The organism is Turicibacter faecis (genome assembly GCF_037076425.1).
Lineage (GTDB): Bacteria > Bacillota_I > Bacilli_A > MOL361 > Turicibacteraceae > Turicibacter > Turicibacter faecis.
In genome coordinates, this window is record NZ_AP028127.1 from 754,484 (window position 1) to 780,413 (window position 25,930).

31 protein-coding genes are annotated in these 25,930 nt (G+C 38.5%); 15 read left to right on the forward strand and 16 right to left on the reverse strand.

What is annotated here, in order from left to right:
* Positions 1-24: 24 nt before the first annotated feature.
* The 5 genes from rph (at position 25) to AACH31_RS03610 (ending at position 3,244) form a co-directional block, all read left to right on the forward strand.
* Positions 25-735, forward strand: a complete 711-nt coding sequence (rph, locus tag AACH31_RS03590; RefSeq protein WP_161832351.1) for a ribonuclease PH — start codon at positions 25-27, stop codon at positions 733-735.
* Positions 736-747: 12 nt separating this feature from the next.
* Positions 748-1,341, forward strand: a complete 594-nt coding sequence (locus AACH31_RS03595) for an XTP/dITP diphosphatase (RefSeq protein ID WP_338505985.1) — start codon at positions 748-750, stop codon at positions 1,339-1,341.
* Between the two features lie 13 nt (positions 1,342-1,354).
* Entirely contained in the window at positions 1,355-1,864 is a 510-nt protein-coding gene (locus AACH31_RS03600; RefSeq protein WP_320100831.1) for a metallophosphoesterase family protein, read from the forward strand.
* A gap of 22 nt (positions 1,865-1,886) precedes the next feature.
* Positions 1,887-2,810: a tetratricopeptide repeat protein gene (locus tag AACH31_RS03605; RefSeq protein WP_262950952.1), complete on the forward strand. Its 924-nt coding sequence runs from the start codon at positions 1,887-1,889 to the stop codon at positions 2,808-2,810.
* A 275-nt stretch (positions 2,811-3,085) separates the two neighbouring features.
* The gene (locus AACH31_RS03610; protein WP_161832348.1) at positions 3,086-3,244 is read left to right on the forward strand and encodes a hypothetical protein; all 159 of its coding nucleotides are present in this window, start codon (positions 3,086-3,088) and stop codon (positions 3,242-3,244) included.
* Between the two features lie 77 nt (positions 3,245-3,321).
* Here AACH31_RS03610 and AACH31_RS03615 read toward each other — a convergent pair whose 3' ends face one another.
* Positions 3,322-4,308, reverse strand: coding sequence for an alpha/beta hydrolase (locus AACH31_RS03615; protein WP_338617916.1), 987 nt, complete (start codon positions 4,306-4,308; stop codon positions 3,322-3,324).
* Positions 4,305-4,436, reverse strand: a complete 132-nt coding sequence (locus tag AACH31_RS03620) for a hypothetical protein (RefSeq protein ID WP_255421483.1) — start codon at positions 4,434-4,436, stop codon at positions 4,305-4,307. Before AACH31_RS03620 ends, AACH31_RS03615 begins: the two co-directional genes overlap by 4 nt.
* A gap of 125 nt (positions 4,437-4,561) precedes the next feature.
* On the opposite strand from AACH31_RS03620, the gene AACH31_RS03625 reads away from it, so the two are divergent.
* The gene (locus AACH31_RS03625; protein ID WP_338617919.1) at positions 4,562-4,957 is read left to right on the forward strand and encodes a TetR/AcrR family transcriptional regulator; all 396 of its coding nucleotides are present in this window, start codon (positions 4,562-4,564) and stop codon (positions 4,955-4,957) included.
* 34 nt (positions 4,958-4,991) lie between these two features.
* On the opposite strand, the gene AACH31_RS03630 is transcribed toward AACH31_RS03625, so the two are convergent.
* Both AACH31_RS03630 and AACH31_RS03635 read right to left on the reverse strand, forming a co-directional pair.
* Entirely contained in the window at positions 4,992-5,321 is a 330-nt protein-coding gene (locus tag AACH31_RS03630; protein ID WP_338617288.1) for a transposase, read from the reverse strand.
* A complete protein-coding gene (locus tag AACH31_RS03635) occupies positions 5,318-6,181 on the reverse strand; it encodes a transposase (protein ID WP_338617920.1) in 864 nt (287 codons plus the stop codon). The genes AACH31_RS03630 and AACH31_RS03635 overlap by 4 nt, the downstream gene beginning before the upstream one ends.
* A gap of 181 nt (positions 6,182-6,362) precedes the next feature.
* Here AACH31_RS03635 and AACH31_RS03640 point away from each other — a divergent pair, with 181 nt between their 5' ends.
* The 3 genes from AACH31_RS03640 to AACH31_RS03650 all read left to right on the forward strand — a co-directional run bounded on the left by AACH31_RS03640 (position 6,363) and on the right by AACH31_RS03650 (position 9,448).
* Complete coding sequence (locus tag AACH31_RS03640) at positions 6,363-6,740, forward strand: ATP-binding protein (RefSeq protein ID WP_338617921.1); 378 nt, start codon at positions 6,363-6,365, stop codon at positions 6,738-6,740.
* A gap of 81 nt (positions 6,741-6,821) precedes the next feature.
* Complete coding sequence (locus AACH31_RS03645; RefSeq protein WP_161832343.1) at positions 6,822-7,577, forward strand: ABC transporter ATP-binding protein; 756 nt, start codon at positions 6,822-6,824, stop codon at positions 7,575-7,577.
* On the forward strand, positions 7,574-9,448 hold the full coding sequence (locus tag AACH31_RS03650) for an ABC transporter permease (RefSeq protein ID WP_338617924.1): 1,875 nt from the start codon (positions 7,574-7,576) through the stop codon (positions 9,446-9,448). The genes AACH31_RS03645 and AACH31_RS03650 overlap by 4 nt, the downstream gene beginning before the upstream one ends.
* A gap of 124 nt (positions 9,449-9,572) precedes the next feature.
* On the opposite strand, the gene AACH31_RS03655 is transcribed toward AACH31_RS03650, so the two are convergent.
* The 4 genes from AACH31_RS03655 to AACH31_RS03670 form a co-directional block, all read right to left on the reverse strand.
* Complete coding sequence (locus AACH31_RS03655; RefSeq protein ID WP_338617442.1) at positions 9,573-10,865, reverse strand: ISL3 family transposase; 1,293 nt, start codon at positions 10,863-10,865, stop codon at positions 9,573-9,575.
* A gap of 280 nt (positions 10,866-11,145) precedes the next feature.
* Positions 11,146-12,297: an ABC transporter permease gene (locus tag AACH31_RS03660; RefSeq protein WP_161832341.1), complete on the reverse strand. Its 1,152-nt coding sequence runs from the start codon at positions 12,295-12,297 to the stop codon at positions 11,146-11,148.
* Positions 12,284-13,450: an ABC transporter permease gene (locus AACH31_RS03665; RefSeq protein WP_161832340.1), complete on the reverse strand. Its 1,167-nt coding sequence runs from the start codon at positions 13,448-13,450 to the stop codon at positions 12,284-12,286. The genes AACH31_RS03660 and AACH31_RS03665 overlap by 14 nt, the downstream gene beginning before the upstream one ends.
* A gap of 1 nt (position 13,451) precedes the next feature.
* The gene (locus AACH31_RS03670; protein ID WP_161832339.1) at positions 13,452-14,390 is read right to left on the reverse strand and encodes an ABC transporter ATP-binding protein; all 939 of its coding nucleotides are present in this window, start codon (positions 14,388-14,390) and stop codon (positions 13,452-13,454) included.
* Between the two features lie 471 nt (positions 14,391-14,861).
* Between AACH31_RS03670 and AACH31_RS03675 the strand changes: the two genes are divergently transcribed.
* Positions 14,862-15,083 carry a hypothetical protein gene (locus tag AACH31_RS03675; RefSeq protein ID WP_161832338.1) on the forward strand — a complete coding sequence of 74 codons (222 nt, stop codon included), beginning with the start codon at positions 14,862-14,864 and terminating at the stop codon, positions 15,081-15,083.
* 29 nt (positions 15,084-15,112) lie between these two features.
* Here the strand turns inward: AACH31_RS03675 and pgeF are convergent, their stop codons facing one another.
* Positions 15,113-15,934 carry a peptidoglycan editing factor PgeF gene (gene pgeF, locus AACH31_RS03680; RefSeq protein WP_161832757.1) on the reverse strand — a complete coding sequence of 274 codons (822 nt, stop codon included), beginning with the start codon at positions 15,932-15,934 and terminating at the stop codon, positions 15,113-15,115.
* A 184-nt stretch (positions 15,935-16,118) separates the two neighbouring features.
* Between pgeF and AACH31_RS03685 the strand changes: the two genes are divergently transcribed.
* Positions 16,119-16,787 carry a potassium channel family protein gene (locus AACH31_RS03685; RefSeq protein ID WP_161832758.1) on the forward strand — a complete coding sequence of 223 codons (669 nt, stop codon included), beginning with the start codon at positions 16,119-16,121 and terminating at the stop codon, positions 16,785-16,787.
* A gap of 181 nt (positions 16,788-16,968) precedes the next feature.
* The gene (locus AACH31_RS03690; protein WP_161832759.1) at positions 16,969-17,580 is read left to right on the forward strand and encodes a hypothetical protein; all 612 of its coding nucleotides are present in this window, start codon (positions 16,969-16,971) and stop codon (positions 17,578-17,580) included.
* Positions 17,581-18,078: 498 nt separating this feature from the next.
* On the opposite strand, the gene rnjA is transcribed toward AACH31_RS03690, so the two are convergent.
* A complete protein-coding gene (gene rnjA, locus AACH31_RS03695) occupies positions 18,079-19,773 on the reverse strand; it encodes a ribonuclease J1 (protein ID WP_161832760.1) in 1,695 nt (564 codons plus the stop codon).
* A gap of 373 nt (positions 19,774-20,146) precedes the next feature.
* Between rnjA and AACH31_RS03700 the strand changes: the two genes are divergently transcribed.
* The gene (locus AACH31_RS03700) at positions 20,147-20,917 is read left to right on the forward strand and encodes a Cof-type HAD-IIB family hydrolase (protein ID WP_161832761.1); all 771 of its coding nucleotides are present in this window, start codon (positions 20,147-20,149) and stop codon (positions 20,915-20,917) included.
* Between the two features lie 21 nt (positions 20,918-20,938).
* Positions 20,939-22,276: a tetratricopeptide repeat protein gene (locus AACH31_RS03705; RefSeq protein ID WP_161832762.1), complete on the forward strand. Its 1,338-nt coding sequence runs from the start codon at positions 20,939-20,941 to the stop codon at positions 22,274-22,276.
* Positions 22,277-22,304: 28 nt separating this feature from the next.
* Here AACH31_RS03705 and def read toward each other — a convergent pair whose 3' ends face one another.
* From def to AACH31_RS03735, 6 genes are all read right to left on the reverse strand, one after another.
* Positions 22,305-22,859 (reverse strand): peptide deformylase, encoded by a 555-nt coding sequence (def, locus tag AACH31_RS03710; RefSeq protein ID WP_161832763.1) that lies wholly within the window; start codon positions 22,857-22,859, stop codon positions 22,305-22,307.
* A gap of 157 nt (positions 22,860-23,016) precedes the next feature.
* The gene (locus AACH31_RS03715) at positions 23,017-23,112 is read right to left on the reverse strand and encodes a YjcZ family sporulation protein (RefSeq protein ID WP_161832764.1); all 96 of its coding nucleotides are present in this window, start codon (positions 23,110-23,112) and stop codon (positions 23,017-23,019) included.
* A gap of 95 nt (positions 23,113-23,207) precedes the next feature.
* A complete protein-coding gene (locus AACH31_RS03720; protein ID WP_161832765.1) occupies positions 23,208-23,420 on the reverse strand; it encodes a hypothetical protein in 213 nt (70 codons plus the stop codon).
* A 115-nt stretch (positions 23,421-23,535) separates the two neighbouring features.
* Entirely contained in the window at positions 23,536-23,715 is a 180-nt protein-coding gene (locus tag AACH31_RS03725) for a sporulation protein YjcZ (protein ID WP_161832766.1), read from the reverse strand.
* A 173-nt stretch (positions 23,716-23,888) separates the two neighbouring features.
* Positions 23,889-24,047: a YjcZ family sporulation protein gene (locus AACH31_RS03730; protein WP_161832767.1), complete on the reverse strand. Its 159-nt coding sequence runs from the start codon at positions 24,045-24,047 to the stop codon at positions 23,889-23,891.
* 137 nt (positions 24,048-24,184) lie between these two features.
* The gene (locus AACH31_RS03735) at positions 24,185-24,376 is read right to left on the reverse strand and encodes a YjcZ family sporulation protein (RefSeq protein ID WP_161832768.1); all 192 of its coding nucleotides are present in this window, start codon (positions 24,374-24,376) and stop codon (positions 24,185-24,187) included.
* 206 nt (positions 24,377-24,582) lie between these two features.
* On the opposite strand from AACH31_RS03735, the gene AACH31_RS03740 reads away from it, so the two are divergent.
* Positions 24,583-25,833, forward strand: coding sequence for an FtsW/RodA/SpoVE family cell cycle protein (locus AACH31_RS03740; protein ID WP_237658986.1), 1,251 nt, complete (start codon positions 24,583-24,585; stop codon positions 25,831-25,833).
* Positions 25,834-25,930 lie beyond the last annotated feature (97 nt).

A 25,930-nucleotide genomic window follows, 5' to 3' on the forward strand; every position in this document is an offset into this window, starting at 1 on the left:
TAATTTGGCAAGTAAGGTGATAATATGAGAACAAACGAACGTAAAAATAATGAACGTAGAACTGTCGAATTCATTCCTCACTATATAACACATCCAGAAGGAGCTGTCCTTGTTTCTTTTGGAAACACCAAGGTGATTTGTACGGCGACGATTGAAAATAAGTTACCACCATTTATGCGTGGTCAAGGAAAAGGCTGGATTACAGCTGAATATTCGATGTTACCGCGAGCGACGAATACCCGAAATATTCGCGAGTCTGCTCGTGGAAAACAAAGTGGGAGAACGATGGAAATACAACGTCTAATTGGTCGTTCACTTCGCGCAGCTGTTGATCTTGAGGCATTAGGTGAACGCACCATTTGGATTGACTGCGATGTTATCCAAGCAGATGGAGGAACACGAACAGCTTCTATTACGGGGGCAATGGTCGCCTTAAAATTAGCATTTGACCGCTTAGTTGCTGATCAAGTGTTAGAAAAGTCGCCGTTAAAAGAATACGTGGCTGCTATTTCAGTTGGAATTTTAAATGGTGAAGTTATTCTTGATCTTGATTACGATGAGGATTCTGTCGCCGAAGTTGATATGAATGTCATTATGACTGAGGGCGGACAATTTGTAGAGATTCAAGGAACGGGAGAGGAAGCGACATACTCGCATGCCGAGTTACTTAAGATGCTTGACGTTGCTAGTCAAGGAATCCGAGAATTGATTGATTTACAAAAACAGGTGAATTAAGGAGTCGTTAAGATGAAAGAAATAATTATTGCAACGAAAAATGCAGGTAAAGCCAAAGAATTTGAACATATATTTAAACCGTATAACGTCCGTGTGAAATCTCTTCTTGATTTTGAAGAAATGGATGACATCGTTGAAGATGGTAAAACATTTGAAGAAAATGCTTTAATTAAAGCGCGAGCGATTGCCAGTCAATTTAATCAGATGGTGCTTGCCGATGACTCGGGGCTTGAGGTCGATGCTCTTGATGGACGTCCTGGCGTGTATAGCGCACGTTATGCAGGTGAGGGGCGAAATGATGAGGATAATATTTTAAAAGTCCTTCATGAATTAGAAGGTGTTCCAACAGATGAGCGCGGGGCGCGTTTTGTTTGTGCGTTAGCTATTGTGACTCCTCAAGGTGATGAAGTGGTTGTTCGTGGAACATGCGAAGGTCGCATTTTAACGGAATGTCTAGGAACCGAGGGATTCGGTTATGATCCCATTTTTTATCTCCCTCATTTATCAAAAACAATGGCACAACTTCCAAAAAGTGAAAAGAATGTGTTAAGTCATCGTGCAGATGCTTTTGTGAAGCTTCAACCTTACTTAGAGAAACTATTGTAAGGAGGGCGCACAGATGAAAATTGTTGTTGTGAGTGATAGTCATGGAAATGATTGGGACCTTTTAGCGATTCGCGAACGTCATTTACAGGAGGCCGATTTATTCATTCACTGTGGGGATAGCGAACTCCTTGATGACGATGCTGCGATGCAAGGCTATTTGAGTGTTTGTGGAAACTGTGACTATCGGTCACAGGCCCCGTTAAAGCGAGTGGAGTCTTTGGCGCATGACGTCACCTTATTTATGACACATGGCCATACGTATGGAGTGAAATACTCCTTACAAAAATTATACTATCAAGCCTTAGAGGTAGGAGCCAACTTGGTTTGTTATGGACATTCGCACTATGTCGGAGCTGAAATGATAGAGGGGATTTTATTTATGAATCCTGGAAGTCTTTCTTTTCCCCGGAATACACGAGAAAAAACGTATGCTATCATTACGGTGTCCGATCGAGCGTTTGAAGTGGCTTATCTAGAAGGGGGCACTGGCGAGACCTTAATTCGTCAAACATTTAAACGTTAAATGAGAAAGGTAGGGGGGACTCGTGACAGAACAAACTTACCAGTATTATTTAAATCAAAAAGCAGTCGGAGCCCATTATTTAGAAATTGGTAATCCGATGAAAGCATTAGAACATTTTATTAATGCGTATCAAACCACCTATGGGTGTGAAGATTTAGATCTCATGTTAGAATTAGCCTTTTTGTATGATGAGGTTGAAAATCCGGAACAAGCAATCGCCATCTTTTCACAAATGATTGAGGTGGATCCTACGTTTCCAACGTCATATTATGGACTAGCGACTATTTATGATGATCATGAAGATTATGAACGAGCGATTTATTATTATCAAAAAACCATTGAACTTGATCCGGAATACGAAACAGCCCACTTTTTCTTAGCTAATATTTATGATGAATTGGGCGACAATCAAAAGGCGATTGCTCACTATGAAAAAACCATTGAAATCGATCCCTCATATTACTACGCGTATATCAATTTAGGATGCATTTATGAGGCGGAAGATAAAAACTTGAAGGCGTATCATTATTTTTACCGTGCGCATCAAGTTAATCCAGCAGACTATACGGCATTATTCAACTTAGGTGTGGCATGCCGTAAACTTGGACAAGTAAAAGAAGCTATCCGTTATTATAGAAAGTCACTGGGTGCGAATCCTCAATATGCGTTTACTTATTTGAATCTTGCGCTGATTTATAAAGAAGTATTTGAGGACTATGAAGAAAGTATCAAGTTGTATACGGAGGGGATTAAATATAATCCGCAAATGTCGGTGCTTTATTATAATCGAGCGTGTTGCTATGCGTTACTCAATGAATTTGAAAAGTCATTAGATGACATCCAGATTGCGACGCAGATTAGTCCAAGTTTACTGGATTATATGAAATCAGACGATGAGTTAGTGCAGGTGAAAAAGTTACCTCGCTATCAGGCGATGTATCAATAAAATTAAATCAATGAAAAGGCGGGTTTTCGTTTAAGAGAGCCCGCCTTTTAAACAACCCAAAACTTATCGTGTTTGTAAAGCTTTACAGACAATAGGGGAGATGGTATGTTAGAATTAACTCCGTTAAATGTAAAAATAAGGGATGATCATTGAATGAGGAAGAGACTAAAGCATTTTAGGACGGTTTATTTCATAGAACTCAGGGGGATAGTCCAATAGTTGGAGAATGCGGATGTGATACCAAATATCGGTGTCACAAAAAGGGGGAGCCGAGGATGATATCATTTATTAAACAGTTTTTAGCCCTTCTTGCGGCGTTTTGTTGTTTTCTTGGTTATATTTTTACTGGCGAAACAGTTTGGATTGTTTTAGGGTTTGCGTTCATTGTACTGGATGGGTATTGCAAGACATCTAAAAATTCTAAGGATGAATAGGTTGCGTTAAAGGAGTAAGGGGAGGCGAGAAACAAGATAAAAAGGTGGGAACATGATTCCCACCTTTTTGAAGAGGATTAAGATTGTACGGGCATATACGTCTTGAGATACTCAACGACTGTTTCCATGAATTGTTGAAAGACCTTATCATCATTTTGAACCCCATGTCCCGAATGAGGAGCTTCAAAATAGGCGTAGTCTACCTGATGCTTTTCTAGAGCGTCGACGAGGTGTCGAACGCCTTGATACGGTTGTACTTTATCATGGGTTCCATATAATAAAACACTTGGAACTGAGTGTTCATTGACCCATTGGTAAGCAGAAATGGGTTTCATGTGCGTGAGATATTCCTGTGATTTTACCATGTCTGAGGTTAATTTAACTCCAGACATGACACCAAATAAACCAGCTGCCGCTGTGTAGGCCTCCTCTGTTTGTTGATCGAGTCCATAAATTCCCCAATCTTCAACGTGGAAACTCGCCGGACCGACCATCTCAAACATCAATTTGACGGGTAACGGTGATTGATCTGCGTCTCGATATGCGTATAACATGGCTAACGTTCCCCCAGCTGATCCCCCGCTAATAGCCATTTCATTTAAGTGATAGCCACGCTTTTGAGCCTCTTCAACAATAAAAGGAATGCTTTGTTTAATTTCAAGTGATTGGCTATAAACGCTCGCCTCGTTTTCTTCTGTCCGAAGGGTGTAATTGATACCGGCTGCCACATAGCCTTTAGAACATAGCCATTGTAAGATTTCTGCATCGTCTGCTTTATCTCCCGAAGTAAATCCTCCCGCATGTAAATAGACAACGAGTCCATAGTTTTCCTTTGTGTTATCGCTTGGGACATATAAATCGAATGTGTTGGCGGGCTGATCCCCATAAGATAAGTCGTGATAAACAGTCCCAATCGAGTCATTCCATTCTACGGAAAATTCCTTTGCCCAGGCCGGCTTATGGGTTATTTTAAATAGGGCCGATCCGATAAATGAGAGGGTAAAGATGAGAAAACAGAGGAAGATAAACATAACTTTTCCCTTCTTTCGTTCGTTTTTTTTCATAAGTTTCCTCCAAATAGCGTTCCCCCGAGCAGGAGATTTAAAACAAATCGAACAGCTAGTCGACCGAGAATAATCCCTGCTATCATTAAAATTCCTAAAATAATGAGACGTTGTTTCGTTAAGACCAAATGACTCCCTCCCTTGACGTTGATCATGAGTTTTGTTATATTTCTAACATCGCCATTATAACGAAGGGTATCGCTTAAAACAAGCAGTTGGCGATGGACTGTTAGAAAGGGAGTTTATTTATAACATGGAGACAACAAGCGAGTTATCAAAGCTATACTTATCCGAAGCTTTGATTCAATTAATGAAAACGAAAGACTTTGCGAAGATTACGAATAAAAATATTACCGATCGGGCTGGTCTTTCTCATATTACGATTTATCGTCATTTTGATACGAAGGAAGAGATTTTAAGTTATTATTTAGCGAGAATGTTTAAACAATGGAAGGAAGATTGGCAAGAGGGGGAAAATATGGCGTATCAACTCTTTACTTTTTTTCAACGCCATCAAGAAATCATTGGTTTGTTATACCGTGCGGGAAAACAGTACCTTCTGATTGATCAGCTGTTAGCTAGCTATGATTATGGTCGAGAAGATAGCAATGCGGTGGCTTATTCTAAACTATTAATGTGCAATTTTTAAGAAAAATTTTCCAAGGAATGAAAATACACTTACCCTATGCAATTTTCAACTCTTCAAAAATGGTTTTTAATTCCACACCTTTTTGAGCTTTATGATAAATTAATTTCACTAATTCTTGTTTTTGCTTTCGTTGACACTGGCGTAAACTGTCACCCAAACAACGATTATTTAACGTTATTCGTTTTAAATAAAGGTAAACGAATTGAATCATTAACATCAATCGTTTAATCCCTTGTAAAGTTCGAATTTGATAGTTCCCCATTCCGAAATTTTGCTTCACTTCTCGGAAGAAAATTTCAATAGGCCAACGTTTAGTATAGTGTTTAAGTAGTTGTTTGGCAGACATTTTCAAATCATGACTCATAAAACAACGTAAAGCTTTTTCTTCCAAAGGAGCCGTTTGCGGCAACTTAAAATGATTTGGACGACATGTCCCCCTCTTATTCGTCCCTTATATAGATACGTATAATAACGCTCAGATCCGACGGTCACTAAGTCGAGATCATGAAGGGATAATGTTTTCGCAAATTGTTTCAGTTGAATTCCGTTGGGACGGTAACCTTTAGGAAGAATGATTCGATTCGTTTTAATCGCTCCTAAATAATGAAACCCGACTTGCTTAGCCGTTTGAAGGAGAGCTTCACACGTATACCAACTATCCGCTAAGACATAGCCTTTATAGGGAGGTTTGGGTAATTCCATCAGAGCTCTTCGAACGAGTTCGATTTTACTCTGTTTCTCTTTTTCATAGGGAATGATTTGATAAGGAAGAATTAAATCCTCACATTGAAGCATCAAGGCGACAAATTGATGACCATAAACGTGTTGATGATGAAGATGAGAAAAGTGCCAGCTACATCCTTGAATAGGATGTGTTGCCCGTGACGAAGGTTTAGTTTTAACACAAGTCGTATCATCAACCATCACGTAAATAGGTTGTTGAGTTTGATAAGAACGCTGATAGATACAGGATAAAACATAGGTTTGAATCTGGTGACTGATCGCCTCCTCATCCCAAGGACTATCCGTTAAAAATCGTCCAAAACTTGTCCGATGACAGTGTTTAACGGCAGAGATTTTCCCCTGATAATTTTCCTGAATCATCAAGTTTAGAAACTGGTTAACATGATTAAACTGAGGTTTAGATAAGAATAAATCTAAATCAAGTTGTTTTAAAAATTTGAAAATTGAATTTGAATCTGATATAATACTATCCATGAACATTAACTTAATTCCCCCTCGTTAATTGGTTGTAGGAGACTTAATTATACAGGGATTTAAGTTAATGTTTTTTCTTTTTTTACTGGTATTTTATAGCTGGAAATTAATTGGAAGTAGTTTTGCACATTAATAGTTTTTAATTAAGTATCGATTTGAGGTGCAGTTAGAATTTGAGTCAGTCACGGTGTGGACGGATCGAAAATGGTTAGTCTACGTGCTTGATCAACTCCTTTTAAACGCGATTAAATATCGGTCCAAGACGCCGATGTTAACGTTTAGTGTGGTGACTGAACCGGGAGTCGTCCATTTAACGGTACACGATAATGGATGTGGGATTAAGGAAGAGGAGATTCCACGAATTTTTAACAAAGGTTTTACGGGAAGTAATGGACGGAAGGAAACGTATAAATCGACAGGAATGGGGCTATACTTTTCAAAACGAATATTAGATCGCTTAGGGCATCCAATCGTTGTTCAATCAGAAGTGTCAAAGTCAACGGATATGACGATTTCGTTTTACCAGTTATCCGATTACGCGAATCTTACAAAAGTGTCACATTAACGGATGAAATGTCACCTTAAGCGAAGGATTCTCACGAAGTGAATCGTTATAATAGAGGTATCAACGAAGGAGGGATGTATCATGACGTCAGTTTTACAAGTCATCGGAGTTCAAAAAGATTATGGTAGAAAAGGATTTCGGACGAAAGTCTTAAAAGGGATTGATTTAACGGTAGAAAAGGGTGATTTCATTTCTATTATGGGCCCATCAGGAGCCGGAAAAACGACACTTTTAAATTTAATGTCCACGCTCGATGTGGCGACGAGTGGACAAATTATTTTAGATGGAACGGATTTATCAACGGTGAATCATAAAAAATTATCCGCCATTCGTCGAGAAAAAATCGGGTTTATTTTTCAAGATTATAGTTTGCTTGATAACATGAGTATCCGTGATAATATCGCGCTTCCGCTTGCACTTGGGCGTAAGAAGACGCAGAAGATTTTAGATAAAGTCGAGGAGATGGCTCAACTATTTGGAATAACGCATCAGTTAGATAAATATCCTTATGAATTATCAGGAGGGCAAAAGCAACGAGCTGCGGCGGCCAGGGCGTTAATTACGAATCCAAGTGTTATTTTTGCTGACGAACCAACAGGTGCCCTAGATTCCCGTTCATCGACGGATTTATTGGAATGCTTAAAGCGATTAAATGAAACGACAGGGGCGACGATTGTGATGGTGACGCATGACCCGTTTAGCGCCAGTTATTCTAATCGTGTGTATATGTTAAGCGATGGAAATGTAAAATGCCAACTCGATAAAGGGGAAAGCCGAAAAGTCTTTTACAATCAAATCCTCGATTTACTCGCCGTGATGGGAGGCGATGTTGAATGAGTTTGTTTGAATTAGCCTTTAACAACTGTAAAAGTAATATTAAATCTTATTTAATGCTCTTTATCTCAATGGTATTTTCTGTCATCGTGTTATGCAATATGCAAATTCTATGTCACGGTGAAACGATGAATGCGCTGCGGGAGATGAATCCGTATATTATGGATGCCATTTTTCAAATTATGGTTGTCCTACTGACGTTATTTATTCTCTTTTTTACCTGGTATGCCTCAAACACGTTTTTGCGCAAACGAAAAAAGGAAATCGGAATTTACTTGTTTATGGGGGTCGATATTCGCACCATTAGTCGCCTTTATTTACTCGAAAACCTGTTTCTTGGGATATTTGCGTGTGTGTTAGGTGAAGGGATTGGGGCCCTTTTTTCAAAATTTTTTCAAGTTCTGGTGATTAGATTAGCAGGCTTTGACTTAGATCTCGTGTATGATGTCAGACCCGAGGCGTTGATTCAAACCTTTATTATTTTTATGGTTATTTTTCTTTTAATTAGTATCAAAGGAATGATTTCAATCCAAAGAAGTCAGGTGATTGAATTATTAACGGCGAACAAACAGGAAGAAAAAACACCTAAAATTGGACTGATTTATTATGTTGAAGCGATCGTGGCGATTCTTATTTTGTCTTATGGCTATTATTTATCGACGCTGGCTGGGACGAATGCACGTTATATTTTACCGACCGTGCTGTTAGTTTTAATCGGAACCTATGGCGTTTATCAAGGGCTCTTTCCGATCATCTTTAAGGGTCTCAGTCAAAATAAGCATTTTTTGTACCGAGGTGAAACGATTCTTACGATTAATAATTTAGTTTACCGATTGCGAAGTAATTACCGTTTTTACACGATGGTTTCTATTACGATTGCGGTGACCATTTGTGTACTTGGCGGTGCATTCACGATGAAGGCTGTATATAACGAACAACAGTCACAAGCATTTGTATATCCTGTTGCCGCAATCACTGAGGAAGAAGTAGAGGTTCCTGATGAGTGGTTGAAGCATGAAGTGAAATTATTAGGTTTAGAAGGAATCGGGAATGGGTTCATGTCTTCTAATCAGGTGCTTTTGATGAAGCAAAGTGATTTCGTTCAATTAGTAACGGAAAATGGTTATAAAAACCAGTTGTCTTCTTTACCGCATAAGTTAGCGGATCATCAGATAATTCAAATTGAGCGCCCAGGAACGCTTATGTCAATTGCCACACCGGTGAGTGAGTATGAAATTGAGAATCAGGTGTATGAGGTGGTGGTTAATAGCCGAGTTGTGACGCTTGGGGGAGGAATCAATTGTCAAATTCAAGTGGTGAGTGATGCGACGTATGAGTCACTGAGCCCGTCAGCGACGCCGCTTTATTTTTATGGTATGAGGGCTGAAACGGAGGAGGAAGCGAACCAACGCGCGATGGCTTTGTCAACGTTAGTAGGGACACAAGAGGCTAGTATTTTTAATGGCTATTCGTATTTAGCTTCTGTTTCTTGGGTGAAATTAGTGTATGCGATTGGTGCGTTTCTCTTTTTTGTGGTCATGATGGCCACGGGAAGTATTATTTATATGAAACTCTATCATGATGGATCGGAGGATAAGGAAAAGTACCAGGTTTTATTGAAAATTGGGGTACGGCCGTCAGAGTTAGGGCAAGCGATTGTGCGTGAAGTTGTCCTCTTTTATTTGATTCCATTAGGGGTCGGTGTTTTACATAGTTATTTTGCAATTTCCGCTTTAGGGGATTTAATGACCGCAGACTTAACGCCAACTTTCTTTATTGCCGTAATCGTTTGTCTTGTTATTTTTACCTTATTATGCATCTGCTCAATCCAAACGTTTAAACGCCTCATTGGCATTAAACGTTCCTCCCTTTAACGGATGATAAATCTTTGATCACTTAACTAAGGTAGCCAACGGGCTACCTTTTTCTTTGGCTCTTTGTCAAATCGTGTGGGTGAATAAAATCTATACATGTAATCAAGAGGAATTAGGCCATTCTTTAGACGGCTTGGTTCCTCTTCTTTTTTTGTTCAAAAGTGTATTTATGAATAATCAAAATTCTTGCTTTGAAATGGTAGAAACTACGGTATCCGAAGGCAATACGTTTAATGACTTTAATGTTATTGTTAATTCCTTCGAGTACTCCATTGGTATAAGGAGTTTCGATAGTATTTTTGACATAATCTTGATAATGAGTGAGTGTTTTTAAAGCTGTTTTCATTTCGTGTGAAAGCAGGTCAGAGGGGTGTTGAATGGCATGATGAAATATTTCAAGGTTACGAAGTTTAATAGCCTGTTGGACAGTTTGGTAGAAATCATAAGTCTCCTTTAGTTCAGGGTCTAGGGCTAATAAAAAGTCAATAATTTCTTGTTGAGAGATCATCTTTTTGAAGCAGTTGGAATAGAAGTAATGAGTGGCACTAAGATCTTCTTGGGCTTTTAAGAGAAGTCGCCAATAATGTTTGAATTTATTATAAAACTCTTTATTTTGATTCATGAAACGAATGCGTGTTTTATTAAGAGCACGAGAGACTAGTTGAACGATATGAAATTTATCTAAAACAATCTTAGCCTTAGGGAATACCTCTTTAATGAGTGTCATATAAGGGGCGTACATGTCAATGACGACGTGGGTTACACCTTCACGAGCTGCTTTAGAAAATCGCATAAAATAAGTCCTTAGTGTACTTAAGCGACGGTCTTCAACGATATCAATTAGCTTTCCATTGGACGCATCACAAAAAATGAAGGACATTGCTCCCTCGGCCGATTTAACCGACTTAAACTCGTCAAAACAAAGAACTTTTGGGAGAGAATTAAAGGGAAGCGGCTGTTCTTCATAGGAAGAATGAATGACGCGGTTAACGGTTGAATGAGAAACGTTAAGCTCACGTGCAATATCTGTTTCGGATTTCTTATGACTAGCTTCTAAAAAGATGGCTTGTTTTACGGGAGTGGAAATAAAACAATTAGGGTTAACAAGAGATGTTTCTAGGGTAAATGTTCGGTCGCAATGACGGCATTTATAACGTTGTTTTTTTAAGTCTAGATAAGCATCAAATCCGGAAATTTTGACTAGCTTAATACGTGAAGTTTTGAAGCCGTGTTTAATGATATTTGAGTCAAAAGAATGACCACAGTGGTAGCAACGAGTCGGTTGAAAAGAAAGAGTTCCCAAAATAAGTTTAGAACGAACATTCTTAATCTGAGTTTCTTGGATACAATTTTTTGAAAAAGTAATATTTTTATCTTTTAAATCAAGTAAAGTTGAGATACAATTAGTGTGAGACATAAACCCAATCCTTTCGTGTTTTTTTGGTCGATTACATTGTATAGAATTTGGGACGTTATGTCTCTTTTTTTGTACTTATTTTTTAATTCCAATAAAAGAGGTGTGGGCATCACCCACACCAAATATTATAGAACCTTTTCTTTTTAATCCGATAAAAAAAGCTCTCATCTCTCTCAACAAAGGAGAGAGGATGAAAGCTTCTTATAAATGAATGAATCGTTAGATGTTTTTTTTATCGGATATTTTATCTTGTTAACTAATCTGTTGGTCACTAAAAACTTTATCCAATTTTTCGTCTTCTTTGAGAAACGAGTTGGGTAAGAATCATAAATAGAACGCTAAATCCGAAGATGATGACCATGTTAATCAGAATGGGTTTGAGGGTATCAAGGTGAAAGGCTTCTACAGTTTTCAGTAATTCATTCGTTTTGATGTAATAAAACGTAGGAATCGCATGGGCAATCGTGAGGACGGAATCGGGTAACCACTCCATCGGAACGAAGGCGCCGCATAAAAAACTAGAACCGAGTGCAATCACATTGACAATCCCGCTAATGGCATTTGGACTGCGAACGAGGGTTCCAATCAAAAAGGCGAGACTTGTCGCACATAGAGTTAACATGAAAGCATTGATGATATAAATCAGACCATGAGGACTCCACATGATGTCGCCGACCAAAAGGAAGCTAATAGCGACATAAATAAGCCAGATGAGCAGGGCATATAAACCATTCGAAAGAAGCAAAATTCGATTATGTTTATTTTCTCCAATTGGGCTAATCAGGCGTCGCTTTTTAACAGTCGGTTGATTAAAATGATTAAGAAGTAAGCTAACGATAAAAATGAGACAGGCAAGAATACTATAACTTGCAAAGTTATAATAAGAAGTAGCTTTCGTTAACTGATCGACATCAAGCAAAGAGACCATGTTGACTTTCACTGTTTGGGCAAGTGTTTCGTCAACGAAGGTTGTTAATTCGTGGGCATCCATCCCCATTTTCTGATAGATTGAGGCCGTGTTTAGATAGCGAGACAAAATCATCTCTGCTAAAGAAGCCTGGTAGTCCCCCGTACTCTTCACCGTTAGTTCAGGAGCACTCCCCGCCATAAAGTTTTCACTATAGTCATCAGGAATATCAATCACATAGTTGGCCTCTCGATAAAAGAGCGCATCATTGATCTGTTCTTCTTCAGAAGACGTTGCCACCTTTAAATGACTTGCCGTTTTTAAATAGTCGATAAGATGACGACTGAGGGTCCCCTGTTCATCCTGATTAATGACGATGATATTAGGCTTGCTAGCGACGAAGTCCAAGTTTTTTTCATTCGTTTTCATATTCGCCGCCGCGAATCCGATTAATATGACGGTATAAAGAATCACCAGTGGAAGGTTTCTTTTTAAAAGTTTCCAATACGTTTTAAATACGGTCATACGTTTGCCCCCTTAAACTGAAGATTGAGATTCCGATGAGAACAACAGAAACCATTAATAAATGGAAGATGTTAGCCCAATAACGATCAAATGTTTCGTAATAATATAATGAATAAAGCCCATCTGTAATCATACTGGCAGGGTTCAGTTGATTTAAGAGTGGGAGATGCGTATCAATCACATACTTCATCGTAATTCCCATCATTCCGGAAAGGAAACAGCCAAGCATGGTGAGCGAGATCAAGATGCCGATTTTTATATTTTCATTGACTTTAAATAAAACGCCGACGGCCATCCCCAGTGTAAGACCACAAAAACTTCCGATGATGGCGAGCAATACAATTAAAGGAAGGTGCTCCCCATAATCGACCTTTAAAATAAAGACCGTATAGGCAAATAATAGGGCAAGTCCGAGAAGTTGAACGAAATAACTAGCAAGTAAATGGCTAAAAATAAGACGCCATTTTTTCACCGGTGAGATGGATGTCCGCTTTCCTTGAGGGGACATGTTAGCTAAAATCCGATTGATAGAAATCATACTTAAGGTTCCCCCATAAAGACAAGTCATTGCCACCAACGTATAAAATTCAACTTGAGTGTAGCTTAAATGCTCACTAGAGCGATCAACAACCCTGACGTTGTTTTCATTGACCAAGTTGATGACGTCTTGGTAAATTTCTTCCGGATTGGGCGCTATTTCAGGGGCTTCACTTATTTTCTTTTCAATAAGATGAGAAATGAGTTGACTGCGTTGATTCATTTCTTCGGTGACAAACTGGAAGATGGTTTCGTCAATTCCATTGGTGTTAAATGTCAATTGGGGTTCTTGTTCTTTCAGTTGTAAATAACCCACGATGGCGTTATCTTCTAATAATTTTTTTGCTTCTTCCGCTGTCGTATAGCGGGTTTGAAATAGCTGGTGGTCGCTCTTTGGTGAGCTCAGTGTATCGAAGGCGGTTTTAAAAATACTGTTTTTGGTTAATTCTTCATCCTCTACAATGGCAATCGGAATGATGGATAATTTTTCACTATTTTCAATATTGGAAAAGGCAAGGTAAAAAAAAGTTCCAAGAATCAGAGGAAAGGCGAAGGTCCAAAAAATGAGCATTTTATCTTTGATGAGCATTTTAAACGCATAGTTCAAATGACGCATATTAATCACGCAACTCCTTTCCAGTTAAGGTTAGGAAGACATCGTTAAGAGTTGGACGTTGAGAATAAATCGTCGTGTAATGGAGTGGGGTTTGTTTAAGGTATTCAATCATCTCAATTAGGTTGTTTTTTCCTGATTTATAAGTGATGATGAGATGTGGTGCTTGATAACGAACATCATCGACGTTTTTAAGCGTCTTTAGCTTATTTAGTTCATCTAAAGGTAGATCATGAATTTCAACTATAACTTTTTCTTCAATTTGCGTTTTTTCTTTTAGTTCGTCGGTCGTCCCCATGGCAATAATTTTCCCCTTATCAAGAATGATGACACGGTCACAAAGTTGCTCAACCTCTTCCATATAATGAGTGGTGTAAATGATGGTAGCACCGTTCTTTCTTAATTGTTTGATGCCGTTTAGAATATGGTTCCGACTCTGAGGATCAACCGCAACGGTTGGTTCGTCTAAAAAAATTAATTTAGGGCGGTGGGCAATCCCACAGGCAATATTGAGTCGTCTTAAGAGACCTCCGGATAATTTTTTGGGATAAAATTTTTTATAATCTTCGAGTCCAACGAGTTGAATGGCCTCTTCAATGGCTTGTCGCCGTGTCGCTTGATCTTTGATGTAGAGTCCGCAAAAATAATCGATATTTTCATAGACGGTGAGTTCATCGAAGACGGCAACTTCTTGAAAGATGACGCCAATTTGTGCTTTTAAATCATAAGCATCGGGTTTCATTTTTTTGTCAAAGAGTTCAATCGTTCCGTTGTTAAAGTTGAGGAGGGAGAGGAGACAGTTAATCGTGGTTGATTTCCCGCTTCCATTTGGACCGAGTAATCCGACAATTTCTCCCTCATAGACACGAAATGACAAGTCATCTACAGCTAAAACCTCCTGATATTGTTTCGTTAAATGCTCGACGTTAATCATAGTCTTCATGTTTAGGCTCCTTTCACTTAATGGATTGATAATGAAATATATGAGAAAAAAAGGCCATCTAGTACGGATAAGGACGAAAAATGAGGAGGTGTAGTTGGAAGAACGAGGAATCGCTTTTAGATACTGGAGTCTTTTTGATGAGCGAGTGGCATCCTTTTTGTCTGTACATCTTTAATGGAATCGAAGATCAGGAGGCATAGTGGGAAAGACAGGGGGATAGAATATATTGAGCCCTCGCTCATCGATGGATTGGAAAAGAGAAACCGTTATTTCTTTTCACGGATCATGAAAAGAAACCCGTGGAATGATAATTGACTATGAGGAGGGAGAAAAGGTGTCTATGCTTTGGAAGGTGGGTGATTTGTCGTGGAGGTCATCATTCTTTTAGGATTACTCCTGCTTTATTTTAAAATGGGAAGGTTAGAGAAACGGTTAAAAGGAAGGAAATTAGGAGAGGAGGAGGGAATGAAAATGTCAAAAATTTTACAGTCCTTAGTCAATCAATCATGTCGGATGACATTTGATGAGGAATGGTACGGGGATGCCGTTTTACCAGTTGGTGCGACGTTAGTGACCGTGCTTGAAGTCGATGAGCAGTGGATCAAAATTTCGTATCAGGATAAGAAAAAGGGTGAAGTGACTAAAATTGTTCGAATTGAACGTGTTGAGGGGATTGAACTCTTAAAGGAATAAAAAAAACTTGCGAAAAATCGCAAGTTTTTTTATTCTTCAGATTTTAAACAGATAAAGTTCATCATGCGTCCTGTTTCTTTATTTCGTCTGAAGCTAAAGAATAAATCATCATCCGTATATGTGCAATAAGAAGTAGTTAAAATATTTTCTGCTGGAACGCCTTCATAAAGGGCTTGTTTGTAGTTGAGTAGTTTTGGGTCAAATTTATATTGTCCATTTCCAAGTTCAACAAAGGTTTCTTCCCATCCATCAACGTTCGATTTTTCGATTTCATTGATGACTAAATCATCGACGCGATACGCATCACGACCAATACAAGGTCCAATGGCTACCCAAATATCTTTTGGATCAATCTGTTCAACCTCTTTTAATGTTCGTAACATTTCATGCATCATTCCGTCAACCGTTCCGCGCCATCCGGCATGAGCAACTCCTATGAGCTCACGCGTTGGAACGTAAAAATAAAGTGGGGTACAGTCTGCATAAAACGTGGCTAAGACGATATCCTTTTCTGTTGTATAGAGTCCGTCGGTCGCTTTAATCCCTGATTCAAAATTATAAACACCGGCTCCTAAATCATCGTGTGTGACTTTATGGACATTTGTCGTATGTAATTGTTCAGCAAATACCCATTTTTCTAACGGTAATTTTAAGTGATCCGCGACAAGTTGACGATTTTTTAAAACAGCTTCTGGTTTGTCGCCCACATGATAGGCAATATTTAGCCCTTCAAATGCTCCAACGGATACGCCCCCCTTGTTCGTACTAAACCCGGCAACTAAGTGTTTGTTTTGACTCATCCATGGATTTAAAAAGAGTAAGTGTTCGTTTAAAATAAATGGTTCCTTCATTTTATCACCTCATGTTTTATTATAGCAGAGACCACTGAATTTATAAAAAAACTTCGCCTGATTGCAATAGAAATTTGTGATGAATCGTGTTAAAATAGGTGAGAATATAAAATAATCAGATCAGATTAAATATGAGGTGCCATGTGTTAGTAAAAGACGCACCGGTAATAAAGAGGGATTATTTATGGAAAAGAAAGATACAACGTTTGCCGTCATTGGATGTGGGCAATTTGGTGGAAGTGTCGTTGAGGAATTAGCTCGCCAAGGAGCGGACGTCTTAGCGATTGATTGTAATGAAGAAGTGATTAAAAAATACGTAAATATTGCGACACAAGCCATTATTTTAGACTCGACAGATGAAGAGGCGCTAAGAAGTATCGGAATTCGTAACATTGATCATGTTATTGTTGGAATCGGCCAAAATATTCAGGCGAGTATTTTAACGGCGCTATTATTAAAGGAAATTGGTGTCAATAAAGTGACCGTTAAAGTTGTAAATGACTATCATAAGAAAGTAATTTTGAAAATTGGAGCCGACTCGGTTATTCAACCTGAAAAGGATACTGGAAAGCGATTAGCTCATCAAATGTTATCGGATTTCGTTTTAGATTACTTAGTGTTATCTGATAACTATAGTATCGTCGAAGTATTAGCAGCGGGGCCGATTATCGGACAAACCTTGATTGATTTAAATATTCCTCAACGATTTGGAATTAATATTGCTGCGATTAAACGTAACTACAATATTGTCGTTCCTCAAGCTAATACTGAAATTAAAGAAGGCGATGTATTGCTTGTTATTGGCGCAAATAAAGATATTAGTGAATTTGATCACTGGCTTTTACATACTTAAGTGAAGAAAAGGGGAGGCTTTTGTCCTCCTTTTTTTGATGATAACTGTTTAGGAAATGCATTAAATCATGAATAAAATGTAAAAATGTGGTGAAAAATATAAAAGAGACACAAAAAGAACAAGGATCAGTCAGGTTATATGGTATACTGAAAAAAAGATAAATGAAATGAGGAGTTAGATTATGCAAAAAAAAATAAAATGGGCCGCTTGTGCCATGATGAGTCTTCTTTTAGTCACAGGATGTAGTGGCGCTAAATTACCAGAAGGTGATGTTAAAGTTGTCAATCAACAGGTGAGTGGTGTCATCGATTTATTATTACAATCGGCTGACTATGGTGGAAATCAGAGTACGGTGACTTCGATGTTATTACCTACAGGTTCATCGTACGACATTAAAATGGCAGTTGAGCAGTATGAAGCTGGTCAATTAGTGAATACGATTGAAGTTCCAACTTATACAACCGAAGAGATGGAGAAAAATTCTCTGATTCATTTAATTCTCAATATTGGGAAAGAGGATGTAAAATCAATTTTTTCAATTGCTGAAGTAGACAATGAAAAAACAACCGATAAAAAAAATCCAGAATATAAAATGGAGAAAACAAACGCACCAGCCATTAATTTTGAAAAACGAGTAACCCTTGATCAATATGGGGGTGAACTTGGAAAAGAGTTTGTCTTAGCTGCCTATACAACAGGTGGATCATCAGATATGAATTTAGAGACGTATCAAGATGAGCTTGCTAATTACGAGACAGCATCGATTGTTAAAGTAACAATCACAAAAAAATAAGATAAAAAGCGTGTCATCTCCTGGCACGCTTTTTATCTTGAAATGGAATGCCTTTTAACCGTTTCGTGTCCGCTTCGATAAAAACGTTGACGTCTTCAAGGTTTTTCTAAAGCAATCAGTCAACGAGGCAACTTGAATGGATTCGCCTACTTTTAAGGACCGTTAGGCCTCTTCGCGTCAGCGATGAGATGAAAATTTATACGTTGAGATGGGGAATCACATTCGATGTGCAACAAGCATCAGCGGATACGCTGCCGCCTCGTTAGGGACAACACGACCAGTTTACGGTTCGAGTTGAATCTACTTGAAAGGGACCTATGCCGTTTCTTTCAAGTAAGCCATTCTATTTTAACGGGGATTGATTAACGAATAGATTTGGTGTCGGATGAAGGAAAGACTAAGAGAAATGGAGCAATGATTTATGAGTCAAACGAGTTCAGAAATTTCTCATCTAGAAAAAGAAAAAGGCCGTTCTATTTGAACGGTCTTTTTCTTTATTTAAATTTCCATAATAATCGGTAAAATCATCGGGCGACGTTGGGTTTTGCTAAATAAAAATGGAGAAACAACGTCACAGATAGCAGATTTTAATTCTTCAGTTGAGAAGTGCTTAGAAGATTGTAATTTATGTAATACAACTTCTCGTACAGCACTTTCAGTATTTTTAATTAAATCTTCAGATTCTTTCATGTAGACAAATCCACGTGACACAACATTAGGTCCATTGAGGAGACGTTTCTCCGAGCGTTTGATTGATACAGCGACAATGACGAGACCGTCTTCAGATAACACCTTACGGTCACGGATGATTTCTGTCCCTACATCACCTAAACCACTATTATCTGTATAAACAGTTCCTGATGGCACACGTCCCGCTAATCGGGCACCATGTTGATTAAAGGCAAGAACTTCTCCGTTGTTAATGACAAAGCAATTTTCTTCCTTAACGCCACATTGCATACCTAATTGGGCGTGAACGCTTAACATGCGGTATTCCCCGTGGATAGGTAGGAAGTATTTAGGACGCATGAGGCTTAACATGAGTTTTAACTCTTCTTGTCCAGCATGTCCTGAAGTATGAATGTCAGTAAGAGGACTATGTGTGATTACTTCAGCCCCTGCACGATATAAAGCATTGATGGTGCGACCTACACTTAGCGCATTCCCTGGAATCGGTGAGGAAGAAAAAATAACGGTATCACCAGGAATAATTTGAATTTGACGGTGTGTTCCATTAGCGATGCGAGAGAGCGCTGCTAACGGTTCACCTTGAGATCCTGTACATAAAATTGTAACTTCTTCCTGAGGTAAATGTTTAATTTCATTCGCAGCAATAAAGGTATCTTCAGGACAGCGGATATAACCGTACTCTAATCCAATTTTAATCGTTGCTTCCATACTGCGACCGAAAATAGCAATTTTACGATTAGTAGCAATACACGCCTCAACGATTTGTTGAACACGGTGAACATTTGAAGCAAAGGTTGCAATAATGATGCGTCCTTTAATTTTTTTGAACGTGTCACCTAAATTTTCACCGACGCGACGTTCAGAAATAGTGAAGATCGGCAATTCGCTATTTGTACTATCTGACAATAGACATAAAACACCCTCTTCACCTAAGCGTGCCATTTTGGCATAGTCTGCAGGAGGTCCGATAGGTGTAAAGTCAAATTTAAAGTCCCCTGTATGGACAATTGTTCCATGAGGTGTTTTGATTGCGATTCCGTATGAATCAGGAATACTGTGATTGGTACGGAAGAATTCAAATGTAAAATGTTTCGATTTGATTACCGTGTCGGAATTAAATTCAACAATATTTGCCTGACGCATTAACTTGCGCTCTTCAAGTTTATTTTTAATAAGTCCAATGGCTAGTTTTCCAGCATAGATTTTAGGAATCGTCAATTGACGAAGTAAAAATGGGATTCCACCGATATGGTCTTCATGACCATGCGTAATGAATAAACCAACAATCTTTTCTTGATTATCAATTAAATACTGATAATCAGGAATGACGTAGTCAACCCCAAGTAAATAATCTTCAGGGAATTTAATTCCCGCATCAATAATACAGATTTCATCTTTGTACTGAACACAGTACATATTCTTTCCAACTTCACCTAAACCACCGAGCGCAAAAACTGCGACATCATTAGGTTTAATGTGAGAGTTTTTTTTACGTTGACTCATAAAGCACTCCCTTTCAATCAATATCATGAGTATTTTTTCAAAAAATTAATCCATATGACGTAAAGCAAAATAAATGTTTTTCTCAAACGTCTTTGGTCCTAACCTTATTTTGGACATCTTTTAAAGATTATATCACGTGACTTCAAAAAGGTCGAAAAAATAATTTTTAAATTAAAATCTCATTAAAGTGTGTTATCTTTATTATTATACCATTACATCAAAGGAATATCATCGATTAGCACTTGAATTTCTTCAATAAATTTACTATCATGATGAAAAAGAAGAAAAATGGCAATGATAGTAGAAGGAGATAGAAGATACGACGTTATTGAAAAATAGACACAGTTGTTTTTAAAAAGGAAGGATGGGTCATATGACGAAAGATTTAATTTTATTTGATATCGATGGGACGCTTTTACAGAGCGAAAAAAATACGATTCCAATAAGTACAATCGAAGCCCTTCAAAAGTTAAAAGAGGCTGGGCATGAGTTGGCTATTGCAACAGGGCGTGCCTTATTTTTAGTAGATGAACAAATTCGTTCGTTACCGTTTGAGACGTTTGTGACGGCCAATGGGCAACATATTTTACATCGAGGGCAAGTCATCTACGAAAATGCCATTTCAAAAGAGGTAATTGAACGATTAATTGAAAAATCGCATGCCCGTAATCAAGGGATTGGGCTACTATCTGCAACGCGTTCTGGTTTGACAAAATATACGGATGAACTAGCGAAATCTTTTGATCGCGTGTCAATTCCAATTCCCGATGTGATCGATGACCTTCATCATCAGGATGCCATTTTACAGGCCTGGTATTTCTCTGAGGATTTTGAACAGTTATCTGACGAATTTAAGGAAGACTTACGCTTTGTTCCGTGGATTGATTTTGGCGCTGATATTGTTCCACTTAATGGATCAAAAGCGGAAGGAATCAGACAATTAGTGTCGCATCTTAAACAGAAGCCTAGACGTGTGATTGCCTTTGGTGATGGGTATAATGACATTGAAATGTTGCAATTAGCCGATATCGGAGTCGCGATGGGGAATGCGAGTGAGGAAGTGAAAGCACACGCTGATTTTGTGACTAAGCGTATCGATGAAGACGGAATATTTTATGCGTGTGAACAATTAGGGTTATTTTAATAGGAAAAGAGGAGAATCAGCATGAGTGACTTATCACCTTTAGAGTATGTTGAACAGTTGTTAGACGAGAAGCGCTTTGATGAAGCAGAATCATTGTTGCTTGAGCAGCTTAATAATCATCCTGATTTAGCAGCTGTTTATAATGCTTTGGCCATTATTTGTATCGAATCATATCAAGACTATACGCGTGCTGAAAAATATTATCGTGAGGCTATTGTGCATCAACCGGATTCAGCAACCCTATATTTTAATTTAGCTATTTTATATGAGCAGTTTTTGAATCGACCTGCTGAGGCGGTCATTAGCTATGAAAAGGCCATCTCTCTTGATGAGGGGTATGTTGATGCCTACTTGAACCTTGCAGAACTTTGTATTGAGTGGAATGAAGATGTCGATTTAGCTTTAAAGTGCAGTCATCAGGTCGAAACATTGGAGTTCGAGAATGCGAGAAATCTTAACAACTTAGGGTGCTTATATTTGAAGTATCGGCAGGACGTTGACCAAGCGATTGCTTATTTTGAAAAAGCGGTCGAATTCTCTTCTAATCCGGCCACGGCCTTAGCCAATTTAGCGGATGCTTATGTTCGAAATGATCAACTGGAGGAAGCCAAGGAAGCCTATGAAAAATCATTAGCGTTGGAACCTAATCATTCTCTTGTTAATCATAATTACGCGCATATTTTACGACATCATTTTGGCGCGTATGAGGAGGCCATTGTTTTTTATAAAAAGGCGATCGAATGTGACCCCTTCTCATTGGTGTCTTATCAAGGGTTACGAGGTCTGTACGCTTATGATTTGCACGATCCTAAACGAGGGGTTGAGGTATTGGTTGAGGCCCTGACATATTTTAAAAATGAAGAGGGATTGGTGTTAGAAATTGCTAATATTTATGATTTTGAGTTAAACGATTATAAAGAGGCGATGCATTACTATGAATATGTGTTGACGATTAATCCAAATAATTTATTAGCACTTAATGCCCTGGCTTATTTAGACGTGGAGATATTCAAAAACTATTCAAAAGCTCTTGAATATTATTTACGGGTTCTAGAAGTTGATCCCCATACGCCAAGTACCTTGGTGAATATCGGGCATCTTTACTTCTACCATTTATCCGACTACAAAGAGGCGAAGTGTTATTACTTACAGGCAGACGAACTCATTCGTCAAAAAAATACTCCCGTTAAATATGCAGGGGAGTTATACTATAATTTAGGAATTCTTTATGAAAACTATTTAGGTGATAATTATCACGCCGTGGAGTCTTATGAGAAGGCTGTTTCTTACGGGCAGGATAAAAACGCCGAGAAACGATTAATTCGCTTATACGAAAAACTTCCACAACGTATTCAATAAAAAAAAAGCCAAGAATCTCCTTGGCTTTTTAAAATTCTAATGGTTGCGCATTAGCGATTGGAGCTAATGGCTGCTCTTTATTAATGCGGTCCGTGAAGAGGTGACCGTTTAAGTGATCGATTTCATGTTGGAAAACGACAGCAACGTAGTCGCGAACACGAAACTTAACTAATTGACCTTTGACGTTATAACCTTGGATGGTTACGCGGCGGTGTCTTGGAACAAATCCTTCTACTTCACGGTCAATAGAGAGACATCCTTCACCTGTTGGAAGATAGGTCATTTCTTCAGAATAGCTAACAATCTTAGGATTGGCTAAAGCAATGGAATAAAGTTTTCCTTTTTCATCCTCCGTGTGCACGGCGATAATGCGTTTATCTAAGTTTAACTGAGGGGCCGCTAAGCCTACGCTCTCGCGAAGTTGATATTTTTTTGCGATTTCGGGTGATTGACTATTAATAATAAATTGTAGCATGTTATTCATTAATTTTACATCGTCTTTGCTTAGTGGAACTGAAACTTCAGTTGCGACTTTTGCTAATGTTGGATGTCCCTCGCGAATAATGTCTTGCATTGTAATCATTAAGAACTCTCCCTTCTAATGTCGTTTCTATTATAACAAACAAACGATCATTTGGCTAATAAGTCAAAAAGGAAATTTATACAAACGAAAAGAGGTGCAAAGTAGCACCTCTTTTTTATGATGAGACATATTTACTATTTTTATTCATAAGCTGTTATTAACGACAGCAGCAGCAACCGATGATAACAAGTAAAATAAATAATACTAAGAAAAATGCACATCCACCACCAAAATTACTTTCACCACAACACATTGTACATACCTCCTTGATTAACGCTCACTATATCATACGTTTTTTTATTTGTTTCGTTCCACATTCCTAATGGACTTGAACGATTCATTTTTTAATTAGTAGCCGCAACCGCAACCACATCCGCCGAAACCGCAGCCTCCAAATCCACCGCAGCCACAACCGCAACCGCAAAGAATAATTAAGATAAAGAGAACTAAGATGAAAGCGCAGCAACATCCACCGAAACCGCAACCTCCACCACAACCTGCAACTGGCATGACTGGTACGCAAGGTTGAGCGCAATTATAACCTACTCCATTGTAATACATGAGTAATTCCTCCTTTTAAATTTAGGCTCACTATATCATACGTTAGAAGAAGGAAATGGTTATTAGAAAATGAATCATTCCATTAATTTGAGGAATTTATCATTCCTCGGGGGAATTAGCAGCCACAGTCACAGTTGCTAGCGCAACCTCTACCGAATCCACCGCAACCGCAGATGATAGCTAATAAGATGAATAAGACTAAGATGAAGGCGAATCCACCGCAACCTCCACCACAATTTGATACTGGTGCTACAGGAGCACAAGGTGTATAGCAGTTATATCCGTAATTATACATAAAACATTCTCCTTTCGTTTTTAACAACTTCAAGATATCATACGCAAAAGGAAGGATAATGGTTAATGAATTTAGGAAAAAGATATTTTTTCTTTTAATGGACGATTAAAAAGGCCCCCATAAGGGGGCCCTCCACACTATAATCTGTCAGTTACTTTTGCAAGAAGTGAGGACTAGCAACCACAACCGCTACCGAATCCGAATCCACCGCAGCTACAAATAATAGCTAATAAGATGAATAGAACTAAGATGAAGGCAAATCCACATCCAGTACCTCCACAAGCAGCTCCAGAATAGCAAGGTGTATAGCAGTTATATCCATAATTATACATTTTAATTTCCTCCTTAAGATGATTACCTCAATATATCATATGTCAGTTTATCGAAATGGTTCGTTTGTAAATGAATCACTTCGATTTTTTGTGTATCAGTTTACAAAGGATGATTTACAATCCTAAACTATTCTCTATTAGCATCGGTCTGCTAAAAAGCAATATCCGAGAACGACTAATAGGATGAATAGAACGAGGATAAGAGCGAAACTGTTACTTCGACCAGTTGTGACAGTGTTTTGATAAGTAACAGGTGCATATCCACCATAACCATATCCACCAACGTATCCTCCGTAGTTATAGGCACATCCTGTTCCATAGTTGTACATCTTTTGTCCCTCCCTCATTCCTGATTACACTGTATTATACGCTCCTAATCAAACTTAGTTCATGCCAATCACCTATTTTTTATCGAAATATAGCGTTCTGTAATTTGGGGAAACATGTTAAAATAAAGTAACGACTAATGGAGAAGTTGAGGAGGAGAGACAGGATTATGAGCGGTTTAAAAAGGAGAAAAAGGATGACCGGTATGATGAATCGAGCCAAAGTCTATATCCGCGAGCTAGCAGAACGATTAGAGGGATTGGATAAATTAACACTAACCTTAGCCATTATACTATTCGCGATTGGGATTATCATGGTCTATAGTATTACAAGTATTTCTATTTATAATGGGGTGAACGGAGATCCTTCGAATATTGTCATAAAGACGTTAATATTCGGAGTGATTGGTCTGGTTGCGATGATCATTATCCTTCTTATCCCGTATAAGTGGATAAAAAATTTAAGTGTGATAGCAGTGGTCATTTGTCCGCTCCTTTTACTTTTTACACTGATGTTCGCAAGAGGGTCTTCAAGTTCTGATGTTCGCAGTTGGTTTGAAATTGGCTCAATAAAGATTCAACCGGCGGAGTTTGTTAAAATCGGAATGATTATGGCAATCGCTTGGTTATTTGATAAACATGCGCAAAAGGGTGTTTATTATATTCGGGGGTATAAAAAGACACATTGGTCTATTCAACGCATCTGGCAAAGCTTTTTGGGAATCCTCATTTATGTTGGACTTTGTTCGGGGCTTGTGTTACTTCAGCCTGACTTTGGGTCATCCTTGATCATTGGCCTTATTGGTTTAATCATGTTTTTAGCGACGGGTGTGCAATGGAAGATTTTCAAACCTGTCTTTTGGATAGGGGTTGCCGGTGTGTTGGTAGTCGGTCTTTTGGCGGCTAAGTTTTTCCCTTATCAATTAGAACGTTTTACGATTTGGGCGGATCCATTTAATCATCCGAAAGGATTCCAAAACGTGATGGGTTACACAGCGATTGCCCTAGGGGGGCTAGGTGGTGTAGGCGTTGGAAAAAGCACACAGAAGTACGGGTATGTTTTAGAGCCTCACAACGATATGATTTCAACGATACTGGCCGAAGAGTTAGGCGTTTTTGTTGTTTTTTTAATTATGGTGGTTTATTTTATTATGGCGACACGTTGTTTCTTAACCGCACTTCGATGTAAAGACCGTTTTTCAGCGCTAGTTGCGGTGGGAGTGGGCGCTATCTTTTTAGCCCAACCTTTTATTAACCTAGGGGGCGCTAGTGGGGCGATTCCATTAACGGGGGTAACACTTCCACTCATTAGCTATGGGGGATCGAGTTTAATGTCGATGTTTCTTGGAATTGGGCTTTATTTAAATATTTCGATGGAACAATTTATATCTACCAAACGGTTAAAGGAACAGCGGGAGCAAATGATTAAAACAAAAGTTGTCCCTTTAATAAAAGAATAAATATTGAACGAGCCTTAGTCACGGACTAAGGCCTTTTTCATATGATAAAAGTAAGAGCAGACGATTGTTCCTTAAGGATAAACAATAACGGGTCACT

Coding starts and splice junctions, on each gene's coding strand:
- AACH31_RS03725 (WP_161832766.1), bottom strand. CDS start 23,715: ATGTATAATTACGGATATAACTGCTATACACCTTGTGCTCCTGTAGCA.
- AACH31_RS03615 (WP_338617916.1), bottom strand. CDS start 4,308: ATGAAAAAAAACGAACGAAAGAAGGGAAAAGTTATGTTTATCTTCCTC.
- AACH31_RS03685 (WP_161832758.1), top strand. CDS start 16,119: ATGGAAAAGAAAGATACAACGTTTGCCGTCATTGGATGTGGGCAATTT.
- AACH31_RS03715 (WP_161832764.1), bottom strand. CDS start 23,112: ATGTGTTGTGGTGAAAGTAATTTTGGTGGTGGATGTGCATTTTTCTTA.
- AACH31_RS03665 (WP_161832340.1), bottom strand. CDS start 13,450: ATGCGTCATTTGAACTATGCGTTTAAAATGCTCATCAAAGATAAAATG.
- AACH31_RS03625 (WP_338617919.1), top strand. CDS start 4,562: ATGGAGACAACAAGCGAGTTATCAAAGCTATACTTATCCGAAGCTTTG.
- AACH31_RS03635 (WP_338617920.1), bottom strand. CDS start 6,181: ATGTTCATGGATAGTATTATATCAGATTCAAATTCAATTTTCAAATTT.
- AACH31_RS03610 (WP_161832348.1), top strand. CDS start 3,086: ATGATATCATTTATTAAACAGTTTTTAGCCCTTCTTGCGGCGTTTTGT.
- AACH31_RS03660 (WP_161832341.1), bottom strand. CDS start 12,297: ATGACCGTATTTAAAACGTATTGGAAACTTTTAAAAAGAAACCTTCCA.
- AACH31_RS03690 (WP_161832759.1), top strand. CDS start 16,969: ATGCAAAAAAAAATAAAATGGGCCGCTTGTGCCATGATGAGTCTTCTT.
- pgeF (WP_161832757.1), bottom strand. CDS start 15,934: ATGAAGGAACCATTTATTTTAAACGAACACTTACTCTTTTTAAATCCA.
- def (WP_161832763.1), bottom strand. CDS start 22,859: ATGATTACAATGCAAGACATTATTCGCGAGGGACATCCAACATTAGCA.
- AACH31_RS03655 (WP_338617442.1), bottom strand. CDS start 10,865: ATGTCTCACACTAATTGTATCTCAACTTTACTTGATTTAAAAGATAAA.
- AACH31_RS03645 (WP_161832343.1), top strand. CDS start 6,822: ATGACGTCAGTTTTACAAGTCATCGGAGTTCAAAAAGATTATGGTAGA.
- AACH31_RS03720 (WP_161832765.1), bottom strand. CDS start 23,420: ATGTATTACAATGGAGTAGGTTATAATTGCGCTCAACCTTGCGTACCA.
- AACH31_RS03730 (WP_161832767.1), bottom strand. CDS start 24,047: ATGTATAATTATGGATATAACTGCTATACACCTTGCTATTCTGGAGCT.
- rnjA (WP_161832760.1), bottom strand. CDS start 19,773: ATGAGTCAACGTAAAAAAAACTCTCACATTAAACCTAATGATGTCGCA.
- rph (WP_161832351.1), top strand. CDS start 25: ATGAGAACAAACGAACGTAAAAATAATGAACGTAGAACTGTCGAATTC.
- AACH31_RS03670 (WP_161832339.1), bottom strand. CDS start 14,390: ATGAAGACTATGATTAACGTCGAGCATTTAACGAAACAATATCAGGAG.
- AACH31_RS03650 (WP_338617924.1), top strand. CDS start 7,574: ATGAGTTTGTTTGAATTAGCCTTTAACAACTGTAAAAGTAATATTAAA.
- AACH31_RS03675 (WP_161832338.1), top strand. CDS start 14,862: ATGTCAAAAATTTTACAGTCCTTAGTCAATCAATCATGTCGGATGACA.
- AACH31_RS03705 (WP_161832762.1), top strand. CDS start 20,939: ATGAGTGACTTATCACCTTTAGAGTATGTTGAACAGTTGTTAGACGAG.
- AACH31_RS03700 (WP_161832761.1), top strand. CDS start 20,147: ATGACGAAAGATTTAATTTTATTTGATATCGATGGGACGCTTTTACAG.
- AACH31_RS03630 (WP_338617288.1), bottom strand. CDS start 5,321: ATGAGTCATGATTTGAAAATGTCTGCCAAACAACTACTTAAACACTAT.
- AACH31_RS03735 (WP_161832768.1), bottom strand. CDS start 24,376: ATGTACAACTATGGAACAGGATGTGCCTATAACTACGGAGGATACGTT.
- AACH31_RS03740 (WP_237658986.1), top strand. CDS start 24,583: ATGAATCGAGCCAAAGTCTATATCCGCGAGCTAGCAGAACGATTAGAG.
- AACH31_RS03595 (WP_338505985.1), top strand. CDS start 748: ATGAAAGAAATAATTATTGCAACGAAAAATGCAGGTAAAGCCAAAGAA.
- AACH31_RS03600 (WP_320100831.1), top strand. CDS start 1,355: ATGAAAATTGTTGTTGTGAGTGATAGTCATGGAAATGATTGGGACCTT.